We start from the raw sequence: 15,280 nt of genomic DNA, 5'->3' as shown, positions 1-15,280 counted from the left end.
GTTTGCCCCGGATGTCCGTGCGTCGTTACTTCTTGCCGGCAACCGGATGGTTAGCCATCAACTCCAGAGCCTTGACCATCGCCGAGTGATCCCACGCCTTGCCGCCGTTGGCGGCGCAAGCGTTGAACAGCTCCTGCGCGGTCGCGGTGTTCGGCAATGAGACGCCGAGCGCCTTGGCACCCTGCAGTGCGAGGTTCAAATCCTTCTGGTGCAGTTCGATACGGAAGCCCGGATCGAAGGTGCGGTTGATCATGCGCTCGCCATGCACTTCGAGAATGCGCGAGGACGCAAAGCCGCCCATCAACGCCTGACGCACCTTGGCCGGATCCGCGCCCGCCTTCGATGCGAAGATCAGGGCCTCGGCCACCGCCTCGATGTTCAGCGCGACGATGATCTGGTTCGCGACCTTGGTGGTCTGACCGTCGCCGTTGCCGCCGACATGGGTGACGTTCTTGCCCATCAGGTCGAAATAGGGCTTCACGGTTGCGAAGTCCTCGGCGTGACCGCCGACCATGATGGTGAGCGAAGCTGCCTTGGCGCCGACCTCGCCGCCGGACACCGGCGCGTCGAGATATCGTGCACCGAGCTTCTCGACCTTCTCGGCGAACTTCTTGGTCTCGATCGGCGAGATCGAGCTCATGTCGACGACGATCTTGCCCTTGCCGAGGCTCTCGGCAACGCCGTTCTCACCGAACAGCACGGAGTCCACATGCGGGGTATCCGGCACCATGATGATGATGATGTCGGCGTTCTTCGCCACGTCGGCAGCGCTCTTCGCAACCTTGCCCTTCTTGGCAAGATCGGCCGGCACACCCTCGATGGTGTAGAGATGAACCTCGTGGCCCGCGTCGATCAGATGGCCAGCCATCGGCGCACCCATGGTGCCCAGTCCGATGAAGCCCAGTTTCTTAGACATCGAAAAACTCCATAAATCTTTGAGGATGGCTACAGGCTTTTATTTCGGCAACCAGCCAAGCCCTGCGACCGTGTCGGTCTTAGGCTTGTACTCGGCGCCGATCCAGCCCTTGTAGCCGATCTTGTCGAGGAACTGATACAGGAAGGGATAGTTGATCTCGCCCGTGCCCGGCTCGTTGCGGCCCGGATTGTCCGCAAGCTGGATGTGCGCGATTTTTGGCAAGTTCGCCTCGATCGTGCGGGCCAGATCACCTTCCATGATCTGCATGTGATAAATGTCGTACTGATCGTACAGATTGTCGGATCCGACCTCGGCGATGAGATCGAGCGCCTGCTGCGTACGATTGAGGAAGAAGCCCGGAATGTCGCGGGTGTTGATCGGCTCGATCAGGAGCTTGATGCCCTCGTTCTTCAGCGCACCGGCTGCGAACTTCAGGTTCGACACCAACGTATCGTGAGCCTTCTTCGCGTCGCCGCCCTGCGGCAGCACGCCGACGAGGCAGTTGAGCTGTTCGCACTTCAGCGCCTTGGCGTAAGTGATCGCCTTGGTGACGCCAGCCTTGAACTCGTCGACACGGTCCGGGAAGATCGCGATGCCGCGCTCGCCCTTGCCCCAATCGCCCGCGGGCAGATTGTGAAGAACCTGTGTCAGGCCATGCGTCGAAAGCTGCTTGGCGAGATCCTCAGCCGGGAAGTCGTACGGAAACAGATATTCCACACCCTTGAACCCGGCCTTGGCGGCCGCCGCGAAGCGCTCCATGAACGGCACTTCGTTGAACAACATCGTGAGATTGGCTGCAAAGCGCGGCAAAGCGCCCTCCTTCATTTCCAGTTTCGGTCAGATTGCGGGATCGCCGCTGCAGCCTTAGACAGGCTGCAGCTTGCGAGGATTACCCTGACCTGCCGGGACTTCGTCAAGCGGAAGATCGAGGACCTCCTCGAACTCGACGATATTATCGATCTCCGTACCCATGGAAATGTTGGTGACGCGCTCGAGGATGAACTCGACCACCACCGGCACGCTGAACTCCTTCATCCAGGCCTTGGCCTTGGCGAATGCAGCCTGCGCATCCTTCGGGTCGGTGACGCGGATCGCCTTGCAGCCGAGGCCTTCCGCGACCTTGATGTGATCGACACCGTACTCGCCGATCTCCGGCGTGTTCACGTTATCGAACGACAACTGGACCTGATAGTCCATGTCGAAGCCGCGCTGCGACTGACGGATCAACCCGAGATACGAGTTGTTCACCAGCACGTGGATGTAGGGCAGCTTGAACTGCGCGCCGACCGCGAGCTCCTCGATCAGGAACTGGAAGTCGTAGTCGCCCGACAGCGCGACGATCTCGCGCGACGGATCGGCAGCACGCACGCCGAGCGCTGCGGGCAGCGTCCAGCCGAGCGGACCGGCCTGACCGGCGTTGATCCAGTGGTTCGGCTTGTAGACGCCGAGGAACTGACCGCCCGCGATCTGCGACAGGCCGATGACGCTGACGTAGCAGGTGTCGCGACCGAACGCCTTGCTCATCTCCTCATAGACGCGCTGCGGCTTGATCGGCACGTTGTCGTAGTGACTCTTGCGCAGCATGGTGCGCTTGCGATCCTGACACGCAGCCGGCCACGCCTGACGCTCCTTGAGCTTGCCGGACTTCTTCCACTCCTTCGCGACCTGCACGAAGAGTTCGAGTGCGGCCTTGGCGTCGGAGACGATGCCGAGATCGGGATTGAACACGCGACCGATCTGCGTCGGCTCGATGTCGACGTGAACGAACTTGCGGCCCTTGGTGTAGGTCTCGATCGAACCGGTGTGACGGTTGGCCCAGCGGTTGCCGATGCCGAGCACGAAATCGGACTCGAGCATGGTGGCGTTGCCGTAGCGGTGGCTGGTCTGCAGACCGACCATGCCGGCCATCAGAACGTGATCGTCCGGAATGGAGCCCCAGCCCATCAGGGTCGGGATCACCGGCACGTTCATCGTCTCGGCGAACTGCACCAGAAGATCGGACGCGCCGGAGGAAATGATACCGCCGCCCGCGACGATCAGCGGCTTCTCGGCGGCATTGAGCATCTCGAGCGCCTTCTCGATCTGCTTGCGGGTCGCCGACGGCTTGTAAACCGGCAGCGCCTCATAGGTCTCTTCGTCGAACTCGATCTCGGCGACCTGCACGTCGAACGGCAGATCGATCAGCACCGGACCCGGACGGCCCGAGCGCATGATGTGGAAGGCCTGCTGGAACACGCGCGGCACCAGCGCCGGCTCGCGCACCGTGACCGCCCACTTGGTGACGGGCTTGGCGATCGACTCGATGTCGACGGCCTGGAAGTCTTCCTTGTAGAGGCGTGCGCGCGGCGCCTGCCCGGTGATGCAGAGGATCGGAATGGAGTCGGCGATCGCCGAGTAAAGGCCGGTGATCATGTCGGTGCCGGCCGGGCCGGAGGTGCCGATGCAGATGCCGATGTTGCCGGGCTTGGCGCGGGTGTAGCCCTCCGCCATGTGGGATGCACCTTCAACGTGGCGCGCCAGCACGTGCTTGATCGAACCGCGCTTCTTCATCGCGGAATAGAACGGATTGATGGCTGCGCCAGGAACCCCGAACGCCTGAACGATGCCCTCCTTCTCCAGAACGGCAACAGCGGCGTCGATTGCTCTCATACGGGCCATGGGCCTCTCCTGATTTTTTTCTTGATCCTGGCATACAGAATGCCAAAAGTCTCACTACGTCAACTCATTTCAGAATATTTTTCCAATTCTGTCTATAAAAAAATTCATGTTACAATTCAATTAGATGGTATTATAAAGATATCTATTGGGCTTCATAATAAAAAATGTTTCCGTAATATATGAAGTTCGATGAGAGTAAGGACGACTCTCGGACTTTTCTGATTCCCTTCGGATTTCGTGGGGGGCTGCAGACTTTCCTTGAGAGTTTTTGGGAGCTTAGAAGGCTGATGAGCACGGCAGACCATCGCAAGCGAGGACGGCCGCGAAGCTTTAACCCCGCGAAGGCCGGATCGATCCAGGCACTCGACCGCGGGCTTGCGCTTCTGCGCCTCGTTGCCGACGCCGATGGGCTGACGCTCACCGACCTCGCCCAGCGCTCGGGGCTCGCCCCATCCACCGTCCATCGCCTGCTGTTCACGCTCGAGGCGCATCGCTTCGTCTTTCACGACGAAGAGCGCGGGCTGTGGCTGATCGGCGTCGATGCCTTCAAGACCGGCGCCGCCTTCCTGCGCAACCGTCGCCTCGCCGGCATGGGGCGCGAGGTGATGCGCGAATTGATGGAGCAGACCGGCGAGACCATCAATCTCGGCATCGAGGACAATGGTGAGGTGGTCTTCATCTCGCAGATCGAAAGCCACAACACGCTGCGCGCCTTCTTCCGCGCCGGTACGCGCAGCCTGATGCACGCCTCCGGCGTTGGCAAGGCGCTGCTTGCGGGTTTCCCGGAAGAGCGCGTGAAGCAGATCTTCTATACGCGCGGACTGCAGCGCTTCACCGAGAATACCCGCGTCGATCCCACGGCCCTGCTCGCAGAACTGGCCGAAAGCCGCGCGCGCGGCTGGGCGATCGACGACGAGGAACGCACGCCCGGCATGCGATGCATCGCAGCGCCGATCTATAACGAACTCGGCGAGACCATCGCCGCAGTGTCGATTTCGGGGCCTGCAGTGCGACTTACCACGCAGCGGCTCGGTGAATTCGGTCCGATGGTGATGCGCGCGGCCGATCACATCACATCGTCGATCGGCGGCGTGGTGCCGCGCCGCACCTGAGCCTCACGACAGAGTTTTCCTACTTGCTGCGCGCACCGTCATAATGGCGCACCGATTCCGGCGAATGATCGCCGGATCACGCGCCACGAGGGAATGCATATGCCGAACACCTACAGCGGCGGCTGCCAATGCGGCAACGTCCGATATGAAGCGACGCTCGAACTCGACGGCGTCATCGCCTGCAACTGCTCGCGCTGCGGACGGCTCGGCTCGCTGCTCGCGTTCGCGCCTGCCGGCTCGTTCAAGCTTCTGAAAGGCGATGACGCGCAGACCGACTACACGTTCAACAAGCACATCATCCATCATCTGTTCTGCAAGACCTGCGGCATCGAGTCGTTTGCACGCGGCAAGAGCCCCGACGGACAGGAGATGGTGGCGATCAACGTGCGTTGTCTCGACGGCGTCGATCCCGACGCGCTGTCCGTGAAGAGGGTCGACGGCAAAAGTTATTGAGGGGGCCGCTTCGCTTCACGCGAAGGCACGACTGACCGCAGGTCGTCATGCGCGGGCGCCCGTCCCCGACTTGATCGGGGATGACCCGCGCATCCACGCCCTTCCTTCCTTAAGTTAAAACTCCTAAGACGTGGATGCCCGGCATAAAGCCGGGCATGACGACTGAGGTGATGCGCTCTTCCTTCAGTTCACCGCGCGCGCAGCAGTGCATCGCGGATGGTGCGGCCGACGAGATGCGAGCTCGGCGCGATCTCGACACTGGCGCGCTCGAGCGCGGCGATCTTGCTGCCGGCATCACCGCGGCCATACATCGTGAGCGTGCCGGAATGGCCCATGCGACGCTCCGGCGGTGCATATTGCCCGGCGATCAGCGCGACCACCGGCTTCGACGCCTTGCGGGCCTGCAGATACTCCGCAACTTCCTGCTCCTCGGTGCCGCCGATTTCGCCGATCAGCACGATGCCTTCGGTCTCCGGATCGGCGAGGAACAACTCCACACACTGAACCATGCTCATGCCGTGGATCGGATCACCGCCGACGCCGACCGTGGTCGACTGACCGAGCCCCTCGCCTGAAATCTGCGCCACCACCTCGCTTGTCAGCGAGGCCGAGCGCGAGACGATGCCAACACCGCCCGGCCGTTCGCTGCCGGTCGCCATCACGCCGATCTTGCAGATCTCGGGCGCGAGAATGCCTTGCGAGTTGGGGCCGACGAGGCGCGTCTTGGAGCCATCGAGCGCCTGACGCACCCGCACCATGTCGAGTGCCGGCACACGTTCGGTGACGACGACGACCAGCGGAAGCTCAGCCTCGATCGCCTCGATCATCGCTTTCGCCGCGTTGGCGGGCGGCACGAAGATCATGCTGGCGTTGGCGCCGGTCTCGGCTTTGGCCTGAGCCACCGTGTCATACACCGGCAGTTCGAGATGGGTGCGCCCGCCCTTGCCCGGCGTCACGCCCGCGACCACCTCGGTGCCGTATTCCATCATGCGCGCAGTGTGGTGAGTGCCTGCCCAGCCGGTCATGCCCTGGCACAGCACCTTGGTCTCTTTATCGACGAGGATGGCCACCTCATCCTCCCTTCTGCGCAATGGCCACGACCTTGGTCGCGGCCGTCCACATGTCCGGACAATCGACGACCGGGCAACCGAAATTGACGAAGCGCGAACGCGCGAACTCGGCGTTGTTGCCAGCGAGCCGCGCCACGATCGGCAACGAGCGGCCGGTGCGGCGCATGGCGATGCCGAGGCCTTCCGCGATGGTGTCGCAAGGCTGCATGCCGCCGCCGTGGACATTGAGGAAAATCGCACGCGTCGCGGGATTGTCGAGCAGGAGGCCGAAGCCGTAGGCGACATCGAGGCTCGTCGCCGTGGTGCGGATATCCATGAAGTTCGCGGGCTTGCCGCCCGCCGCACAGACGAGGTCGACGCTCGCAAGGCCTAAGCCCGCGCCGTTGGCGACCACGCCGATATTGCCGTCCATGCTGACGAAGTTGAGCTGGTGGCGCTGCGCCTCGACCTCGCGATGATCAATCTCGTCCTCATCGCGCAGTGCGGTGAGGTCGGGATGGCGGAACAGCGCGTTGTCTTCCAGCACCATCTTGACGTCGAGCGCCTGGAAGCTGCCGTCGCGCAGGATCGCGAGCGGGTTGATTTCGATCAGGCTTGCGTCGAGATCGACAAAGGCGCGGCGCAGGCCATCGACGATCTTCTCGAAGGCCGCCACCGAACCGGCATCGATGCGGATGCGCGTCGCAAAAGCCGCGACGTTGTCGGCCTGCCGCTTGGAGCCATCGCCGAGGCTGAGACGCTCGAGCCGCAACTCGCCGCGCGCGGCACGCTCCTCGATATCGTCGCCGCCACGGGCGCTGCCGAACAATGTGAGGGTACCGGAGGAGCCGTCGATCAGGAGTGCGACGTGCAGCTCGCGCACGGGCTCGACCGCCTTTTCGAGATAGATGCGCCGGACCACGCGCCCGGCCGGGCCGGTCTGCGCGGTGACGAGCTTCTTGCCGAGCAGCGAGGTCGCGACCGCCTTTGCCTCTTTCTCGGAATGGACGATCTTGACGCCGCCCGCCTGTGCGCGGCCACCGGCATGGACCTGCGCCTTGACGGCCATGTCACCGCCGCCGAGCTCATTATAAATGGCGACAGCCTGTTCGGCTGTGATGGCAACCTTGCCGCCCGGCGAGGGCAACCCGTAGCCCGCCAGGATTTGTTTGGCCTGAAACTCGTGCAGATTCACGCGCATCTCCCAGTCGATGGCTTCGACCGATGCTGCGTGGTTTCGCCCTTCGATTCAATCATGAAAGGGCCGCGAGGCCGACTTCGCACCGAGCGACTTCGGAACCGGAATACCAAACTCACGGCCCCTCCGCAACGCACGAGACTGCGAAGGGCTTGCAGCAATAAGAAGGGACCGGCCGCCCTACCCGTAACCAGTTTGGTGCTTTGCTCCGGGACAATGTCAGGCCGCGGCGGCGTGCGTGAGCGCGCAAACGATTCGTCGCGCGGATACGATCCATCATCACCATGCGCACGAGGGTTAACGCGCGCGGATAGATATGGCGTGCGAAATAAAGCGCCCTACCAGGGCGTTCTCGGTTCGGACTCAGGTCGCGATCAAAAAGAAGCGTTGGATAAAATTATTTTCGATTAAGGATTCGTTGACTCTCGACAGAGTCGAAAAACTGGATTCAAATCGAGACACGATTCGAGAGCATGTAGCGTGTCGGCTTTCGGAGGGGGGACAGCGGAAAAATCCGGGGGCTGTATATGGCGCGCGTGCACGCGGCAGAATCGTGCGTTCAATCCGATTCCATCAAGGGGTTGGCGCAATCGATCGCCCAACCGGCGTATAACCGCCTTCTCATCGTCGAGCCGCTTCTTCGACGCGCAGTCCCCACCCTCATCATCGCTTTCCTGGCCACCATCCTGATCGGCGCCTGCGTGCAGGTGCTCGATCAGAACCGGCAGAAGCATAATGCGGTGACGCGCGAGATCGCCTCGCTTGCGGACCTCGTCACCGAGCGGATCGAACGCTTCGCCGCGCGCCGCCCCGACAGCACGCTCTCCGCCGACCGCCTTCTCGCTGCGCTGCCCGGCATGGTGCCGCCATGGGCCAACGCCTCCGGCCGCACCATCGTCGTCAGCGGACTCGACCGCGCGAACGTGCAACTCGCGCTCGACGGCAAGAGCGACGCGATCCTCGACAACCTGCTGCCCGCCCAGCTTCAGGCGCTGAGCGCAAACCCGAATGCCGCGATGGAACTGACACTGCAGGATGGCCGCAAGGTGATGGCGGCCGAACGCGCGCTCTCCACACAGGGCCGCGTTATCGTGGTGCAGGACCAGAACGCCGCCTCATGGCGCTCCGATACGACGCTCTTGATTACGCTGTCGGCGACCACCGGCTTCGTGGTGTTGATCCTCGGCTTCGCCTTCCACTGGCAATCGAGCCGCGCACGCGAAAGCGACCTCATCAACGACGCCGTGCGCGGACGCATCGACACCGCGCTCAATCGCGGCCGCTGCGGCCTGTGGGACTGGGACCTTTCGCGCGGGCGCATCTTCTGGTCGCAGTCGATGTTCACCATGCTGGGGCTCGACGGTCGCAACGACCTGCTCGCTTTCGGCGAGGTCAATGCGCTGGTGCATTCCGAAGACATCGACCTGATGGCGATCGCGGACAAGCTTCTGTCGAGCGAGATCGACCACATCGATCAGACCTTCCGCATGCGCCACACCAACGGCCACTGGATCTGGCTGTGCGTGCGCTGCGAACTCGCCGAGACCGGTGCCAACGGCAGCCACCTGATCGGCATCGCGCTCGACATCACCGAGCAGAAGTGCCTCGCGGAACGCAAGATCGAGGCCGACCTGCGGCTCCGCGACGCGATCGAGACCATTCCGGAAGCGTTCGTGCTGTGGGATTCGGAAAACCGCCTGGTGCTGTGCAACTCGCACTTCCAGCGCCTGCACAAGCTGCCGGATTCGGCGGTGGTCGCCGGCACACCCTATGAGACAGTGATCGACGTCGGCCACATGCCGGAAATCCGCGCACGGGTTGCGGGCAGCGATATCTCGACGCCGGGCGCGCGGACCTTCGAGGCGCAACTCAACGACGGAAGCTGGCTGCACATCAGCGAGCGGCGCACCAAGGACGGTGGCTTCGTGTCGGTCGGCACCGACATCACCCAGATCAAGCATCACGAGCAGCGCCTCGTCGACAACGATCTGCGGCTCACCGCTTATGTCGTCGATCTCAAACGCTCGCAGACGGCACTTGAGCGGCAGGCGCGCGAACTGGCCGACCTCGCGCAGAAATACGCCGAGGAAAAACGCCGCGCCGAGGAAGCGAACCAGACCAAGTCGAAATTCCTCGCCAACATGAGTCACGAGCTGCGCACGCCGCTCAACGCCATCATCGGCTTCTCCGAGGTGATGGGCCGCGGCATGTTCGGCGCGCTCGGCTCCGAGCGCTATCAGGAATACTGTCAGGATATTCTGTCGAGCGGCAATTACCTGCTCGAAGTCATCAACGACGTGCTCGACATGTCCAAGATCGAGGCCGGGCGCATGAAGCTCGATCCGGAAGAGCTCGATCTGTCGCAGACGATTTCCGAATCCATGCGCGTCGCCTCAAGCCGCGCCGACGGCAAGAGCCTCACGCTCGATGCGCGGATCGACGGCGCGATCCCGATCGTCGCGGATCGCCGCGCGATGAAGCAGATCATGGTCAACCTGCTGTCGAACGCGGTGAAGTTCACGCCGGATGGCGGCCGCATTCTGGTACGCAGCCGCACCCGCAGCGGCAAGGTGATCGTGACGATCGCCGACAGCGGCATCGGCATTCCGAAGGAAGCACTCGCCCGCCTCGGCCGCCCGTTCGAGCAGGTCGAAAGCCAGCTCACCAAGAGCTATCACGGCTCCGGCCTCGGTCTTGCGATTGCAAAATCGCTCGCGCATCTGCACGGCGGCACGCTGAAGCTGCGCTCTCGGCTCGGTATCGGCACCGTGGTCAGCATCATCCTGCCGAGCAACGGTGCGACCGTAGAGGTTCTCAGGGACGCGCCTGCATTAGCTTCAGAAACAGCTCCCGCACCTCGGCTTGCGTCTCCCGAAGCCGCGCCTCGACCGCGGAAAAGTCGGGCGCGTCGGCGGCCCGCGCCATCACCCGCAGCAGATCTTCCCCAGCCGTATCTGGTTTGAACGTCTCCGAGACGCACAGCCGCAACACCTGCGTCAGGTTCTGATAGAGCCGCGCCGCCGGCCGCAGGATATCGGCATCGGATGAGGCCAGCACGCCGAGCTTCACCGCGTTGTCGTAAACCTGCATGGTGTTGACGTTGAGAATGCCGGGTTTCTCGGCAGCGTGGATGAGCTGCAGGTACTGCGCCAGGAATTCGATATCGACGATGCCGCCCGCGGCATACTTCAAATCCCAGATATCGCTGTCGCCCTTCTCGTCGGCAACCGCCTGACGCATCTCAAGCACGTCATTGGCGATGATGTCGATGTCGCGCGGGCGCATCAGCACGCGCGCGATCAAGTCTTCGATTTGCTTTTGGAACACAGGCTGCGCGGAGATCACACGAGCGCGGGTCAGCGCCATGTGTTCCCAGGTCCACGCCTCGTTGTCCTGATAGTCCGCGAAGGAATCGATCCGCGTCGCCACCGGCCCCGCTCGCCCCGAGGGCCGCAGCCGCATGTCGATATCGTACAGCACGCCGTAATTGGTGCGCGTCGTGAACGCGCTGATGAGGCGCTGGGTGTAGCGGGCAAAATACTGCGCGCCGTGCAGCGAGCGCTTGCCGTCGGAATCTGGATTATCGTGATCGAAATCGTAGATCAGGATCAGATCGAGGTCGGACGACGCAGTCATCTCGCGCCCGCCGAGCTTGCCCATCGCGAGAATGGCGCTCTGCTGATCCTTGATCGAGCCATGCTGCTCGACGAACTGCCGCGCGGTGAGATCGTGCACGGTGCGCACGATGCCTTCCGCCACGTCGCCAAACGCCGTGCTCGCCTGCTGGGCGGAGACCGTGCCGGAGAGGATGCGCGTGCCGATCAGGAACAGGCTCTCCTGCCCGAACATCCGCAGCCGGTCGAGAAACTCCTCGTAGGAATCGGCATCCGCCAGCGTTGCGGCCAAGCGCGCCGACAATTCATCGCGATCCGGCATCGCGCCGAAGAAACGCGGATCGATCAGACCGTCCATGATCTGCGGATGGCGCGCCAGCATGTCGCCAAGCCGCGGCGCGGCACCAAGGATCAGCGCCACCAGCGCCACCACATCCTTGTTCTGCGCGAGCAGCGAGATCAGGCGTCCGCCGCGGGTCAGCGCCTGCAGGAAACGGTCGAATTCATTGACGGCGGCATCGGGATGCTCGGCGCGCGACAGGCCACGCAACAGGTTCGGCAAAAATTCGTGCAGCGCCTCGCGCGTCGCTTCCACCTTCAGCGCACGATATTCGCCCGCCATCCAGTGCTGCACGGTCTCGGCCACCGTCTTGGGCGACTTGAAACCGAGGCGGCGCAATTGATCGATCAACCGCGCATCGTCCGGCCCCGCGCCATAGTCGACATCGGGCGCTTTCTCGGGCTCGGTCGGGTCGCCCTCGAACAGCCGCTCGTAATGCCCCTGCACGCAGTTGAGGTGACGCAAGAGATCGGCTGCAAAGGCCGCGCGGTCGGCATAGCCGAAGAAGCGCGCGAACCGCTCGATGCCCTCACGATCCGCCGGCAACGTGTGGGTCTGCTCGTCGGCAATCATCTGGATGCGGTGCTCGACCCGGCGCAGGAAGTCGTAGGCGCGGGCAAGCTCATCACGCACCTCCGCGGTGATCCATTTATCGGCGGCGAGCACGTCGAGCGCCTTGAGCGTCGGCCTCACCCGCAATTCGGGATGACGGCCGCCCGCGATCAATTGCTGGGTCTGCGCGAAGAACTCGATCTCGCGGATGCCGCCGCGGCCGACCTTGACGTTGTGGCCTTCGACCGAAATCTCGCTCTGGCCACGGAAGCTCTGCATCTGCCGCTTCATGTCGTGGACATCGGTCAATGCGGCGAAGTCGAGATGCTTGCGCCAGACGAACGGTGAAATCTCCGACAGCATCGCCTCGCCAGCCGGGATATCGCCCGCGCACGGCCGCGCCTTGATCATCGCGGCGCGCTCCCAGGTGCGGCCCTCGCGCTCGTAATAGTTCATTGCAGCTTCGACCGACACCGCCGGGGGCGTCGAAGCCGGGTCTGGCCGTAACCGCAGATCGACGCGGAAGACGTAACCATCGCCGGTGCGCTGCTGGAGGATGCGCGCGATGCCCTGCGCGAGGCGCGCGAAGAACGGCGAAGCCTCGACGCTCTCCGACAACTGCCCCTTGTCCGGGTCGTAGAACACGATGAGATCGATATCGCTGGAGAAGTTGAGCTCGCCCGCGCCCATCTTGCCCATCGCGAGCACGATGAGGCCGCTGCCCTCTTCCGGATGCTGGGCGTCCTTGACGAGAAGCCGTCCGCGCTCGACTTCCTGCGACAGCAGAAAGCGCACCGCACATTGCACGGCGGCCACCGCGACGTCGGTCAGCGCGGCGGTGACCTGCGCCACCGACCAGACACCGCCGATATCGCACAGCGCGATCAAAAGCGCCGCCTCGGCCTTCAGCCTGCGCAGCGCGACCATGACGGTGGCTTCGTCGGCGGCTGAGGCAGCCTCCTGGCGCGCCTGCGCGATCAGCGTGGCGATATGCTCCTCCGGCTGACACGCAAGCAGCCGCAGGCCACGCACGGGATCGAGCCGGATGAGGTCGAAGAGATAGGGGGAGAATTCGGCGATGCCGGAGACGATCGCGCCGGTGCGGGGATGCGTCGTCATCGCCTCGCGCCAGGCCTCCGCCTCGCCCGGGGCGAGATCGGCAAGCCAACCCGCGATCCGTTGCTGCGCCTCGTCGGGCGCAAAGGATTCGGGATTTGTCACAAAACGGGCAGCCAGCGGCCGAAGGCCGGTGGCGCCTGCACGCGCTGACGTCATGCCGACGCTTGTTCCACGTCTCGCCCCGGCATGGCAAGGGTCGCGCGCACGCCGGGCCTCGCATCGTCGAGCCGCAGTTCGCCGCCGTGAAGCACCGCCACCGCGGAGGCAAGACTTAAGCCTAATCCCGAGCCCGGCAGGGTCCGGCTGGCCTCAAGCCGCACGAACCGTTCCATCGCCCGGCGGCGGTCGGCTTCGGGAATACCGTCGCCGTGATCGGTGACGCTGAGCTTGACGCCCTCGGCGTCGCGGCGGGCCTCGATCAGCACCGAAGGCTTCTCGCCGGGCACGGGCGTCGACGGCTTGCCGTATTTGATCGCGTTCTCGACGAGGTTGGCGAGTGCCTGGCTGATGAGTTCGCGATTGCCGCGAATGACGGCGGGGTCGGTCTGCACCTCGAGGGCGAGGCCGTTGTCGTCCGCGAGCGGCTCGTAGAGTTCCTGAATGTCGCGCGCGACGGTCGCGGCATCGAAGTCGATCATGTTGTCGCGCGCCTGCCCGGATTCCGCCCGCGCGATCATCAGAAGCGCATTGAAGGTGCGGATCAGGCCGTCCGATTCCTCGATGGTGCGTTCCAGCGCCTCGCGATACGACGCCTCGTCATGGCCATCGGCCAGCGCCTCCTCGGCGCGGTTGCGCAGCCGCGTCAGCGGCGTCTTGAGATCGTGGGCGATATTGTCGGAGACTTCCTTGAGCCCCGCCATCAGCGCCTCGATCCGGTCGAGCATGGCATTGAGATTTTCGGCAAGGCGGTCGAGCTCGTCGCCGCTGCGGCCGACCGGCAATCGCTCGGTAAGATCGCCTCCCATGATGCGCTGGGTGGTGCCGGTCATCGCGTCGATACGATGGAGAACGCGCCGCGCGACGAAGATACCGCCGCCGAGCCCGAGCAGCAGCACGATTGCGATCGACCACTGCGCCGCCTTGGCGACGATGCCGAACAGCCGCCGCCGCTCTTCGAGATCGCGCCCGACCAGCAGACGGAATCCGCCGGAGAGTTCGGCAACGCGCACCAGCGCGAAATGGTTCTTGGCGTCACTCTCGTCGAGGCGATGGTAGAACGTATCGGCCCAGCCGATGTTGTTCATGATGCCGGGCTGCAGCGAGGAGATATTGCCCGCGACCGCCTGCCCTTGCGGCGTCGTCAGCAGATAGACGTTGGCGCCGGGGCTCATCGCGCGATTTTCAATCGCGAACACCAGCCCGCGAATGCCGCCGCGCGTATATTGTTGCTGCAGTTCGACGACTTCGCTGTTGACGGTCTCGGTGATCTGCTCGGTGATCATCCGCCGCGTGTTCCAGGCGAAATAACCGAGCAGCGATGCGGCGAACAGCGCAAACAGGAAAAGGTACACCAGCGTCAGACGAAACGCCGTGGTGCGGATCAGTTTACCGAAGGCCGTCACGTATCATGTACCCGGCGCCGCGAATGGTATGCAGGAGCGGCACCTCCTGCCCCTTGTCGATCTTCGAGCGCAGCCGCGAGATATGGACGTCGATCACGTTGGTCTGCGGATCGAAGTGATAGTCCCACACATTTTCGAGCAGCATGGTGCGCGTCACCACTTGGCCCGCATGCTTCATCAGATATTCGAGCAGCCGGAACTCGCGCGGCTGCAGCGTGATTTCAGTGCCGCCGCGCTTCACCTGATGCGACAGCCGGTCGAGTTCGAGATCGCCGACGCGATAGCTCGTTTCTTCCGACGGCCCGCCGCGGCGGCGCGACAGCACCTCGACGCGCGCGAGCAGTTCGGCGAATGAATAGGGTTTCGGCAGGTAATCGTCGCCCCCGGCGCGCAGGCCCTTGATGCGGTCGTCGACCTGCCCGAGCGCGGAGAGGATGAGCGCAGGCGTAGTATCGCCTGTCTCGCGCAACGTGCCGATCACCGACAAGCCATCGCGCTTCGGCAGCATGCGATCCACCACCAGCACGTCGTAACCACCGGACTGCGCGAGCGCGAGCCCTTCCTCGCCATCACGGGCGAGTTCGGCGACATGGCCGGCTTCGCGAAATGCTTTCGCGAGATATTCGGCCGACTCGCGGTCATCTTCGATAATCAGCAGGCGCATCTGCGATGAAGTGGGCTCGGGACTGTTCATTGTCACCATGGCG

At 63.5% G+C, this 15,280-nt stretch carries 10 protein-coding genes and 1 pseudogene; 3 read left to right on the top strand and 8 right to left on the bottom strand.

Features of this window, described 5'->3' with window-relative positions; genetic code table 11:
* Nucleotides 1-25 precede the first annotated feature (25 nt).
* From glxR to gcl, 3 genes are read right to left on the bottom strand one after another with little or no spacing between them, the layout of a single operon-like run.
* Nucleotides 26-916, bottom strand: coding sequence for a 2-hydroxy-3-oxopropionate reductase (gene glxR, locus OCA5_RS07570; RefSeq protein WP_012563698.1), 891 nt, complete (start codon nt 914-916; stop codon nt 26-28).
* Between the two features lie 39 nt (nt 917-955).
* A complete protein-coding gene (gene hyi, locus OCA5_RS07565) occupies nt 956-1,726 on the bottom strand; it encodes a hydroxypyruvate isomerase (RefSeq protein WP_013913015.1) in 771 nt (256 codons plus the stop codon).
* A gap of 54 nt (nt 1,727-1,780) precedes the next feature.
* Nucleotides 1,781-3,574, bottom strand: a complete 1,794-nt coding sequence (gene gcl, locus OCA5_RS07560) for a glyoxylate carboligase (protein WP_012563700.1) — start codon at nt 3,572-3,574, stop codon at nt 1,781-1,783.
* Nucleotides 3,575-3,861: 287 nt separating this feature from the next.
* Here gcl and bhcR point away from each other — a divergent pair, with 287 nt between their 5' ends.
* Together bhcR and OCA5_RS07550 are read left to right on the top strand one after the other, a co-directional pair.
* Complete coding sequence (gene bhcR / locus OCA5_RS07555; RefSeq protein WP_012563701.1) at nt 3,862-4,686, top strand: HTH-type transcriptional regulator BhcR; 825 nt, start codon at nt 3,862-3,864, stop codon at nt 4,684-4,686.
* Between the two features lie 99 nt (nt 4,687-4,785).
* Nucleotides 4,786-5,139 carry a GFA family protein gene (locus OCA5_RS07550; RefSeq protein WP_012563702.1) on the top strand — a complete coding sequence of 118 codons (354 nt, stop codon included), beginning with the start codon at nt 4,786-4,788 and terminating at the stop codon, nt 5,137-5,139.
* Between the two features lie 188 nt (nt 5,140-5,327).
* Here OCA5_RS07550 and sucD read toward each other — a convergent pair whose 3' ends face one another.
* Together sucD and sucC are read right to left on the bottom strand one after the other, a co-directional pair.
* Nucleotides 5,328-6,209 carry a succinate--CoA ligase subunit alpha gene (gene sucD / locus OCA5_RS07545; protein WP_012563703.1) on the bottom strand — a complete coding sequence of 294 codons (882 nt, stop codon included), beginning with the start codon at nt 6,207-6,209 and terminating at the stop codon, nt 5,328-5,330.
* Between the two features lies 1 nt (nt 6,210).
* Nucleotides 6,211-7,383, bottom strand: a complete 1,173-nt coding sequence (sucC, locus tag OCA5_RS07540; protein WP_012563704.1) for an ADP-forming succinate--CoA ligase subunit beta — start codon at nt 7,381-7,383, stop codon at nt 6,211-6,213.
* Between the two features lie 530 nt (nt 7,384-7,913).
* On the opposite strand from sucC, the gene OCA5_RS07535 reads away from it, so the two are divergent.
* Nucleotides 7,914-10,349, top strand: a complete 2,436-nt coding sequence (locus OCA5_RS07535; RefSeq protein WP_013913014.1) for a PAS domain-containing sensor histidine kinase — start codon at nt 7,914-7,916, stop codon at nt 10,347-10,349.
* On the opposite strand, the pseudogene OCA5_RS18725 reads toward OCA5_RS07535, so the two are convergent.
* From OCA5_RS18725 to OCA5_RS07525, 3 genes and pseudogenes are all read right to left on the bottom strand, one after another.
* Nucleotides 10,270-13,167 (bottom strand): annotated as a pseudogene (locus tag OCA5_RS18725) (bifunctional [glutamine synthetase] adenylyltransferase/[glutamine synthetase]-adenylyl-L-tyrosine phosphorylase); the annotation flags it as partial. The gene OCA5_RS07535 and the pseudogene OCA5_RS18725 sit on opposite strands and share 80 nt — an antisense overlap.
* Nucleotides 13,164-14,573 carry a sensor histidine kinase gene (locus OCA5_RS07530; protein ID WP_012563708.1) on the bottom strand — a complete coding sequence of 470 codons (1,410 nt, stop codon included), beginning with the start codon at nt 14,571-14,573 and terminating at the stop codon, nt 13,164-13,166. The gene OCA5_RS07530 and the pseudogene OCA5_RS18725, both read right to left, overlap by 4 nt.
* On the bottom strand, nt 14,557-15,276 hold the full coding sequence (locus OCA5_RS07525) for a response regulator transcription factor (protein ID WP_041559586.1): 720 nt from the start codon (nt 15,274-15,276) through the stop codon (nt 14,557-14,559). The genes OCA5_RS07530 and OCA5_RS07525 overlap by 17 nt, the downstream gene beginning before the upstream one ends.
* Nucleotides 15,277-15,280: the final 4 nt, after the last annotated feature.

This window comes from Afipia carboxidovorans OM5, assembly GCF_000218565.1.
Lineage (GTDB): Bacteria > Pseudomonadota > Alphaproteobacteria > Rhizobiales > Xanthobacteraceae > Afipia > Afipia carboxidovorans.
The sequence above is the reverse complement of the archived record's forward strand: the minus strand, read 5'-3'. Positions and strand labels throughout refer to the sequence as shown.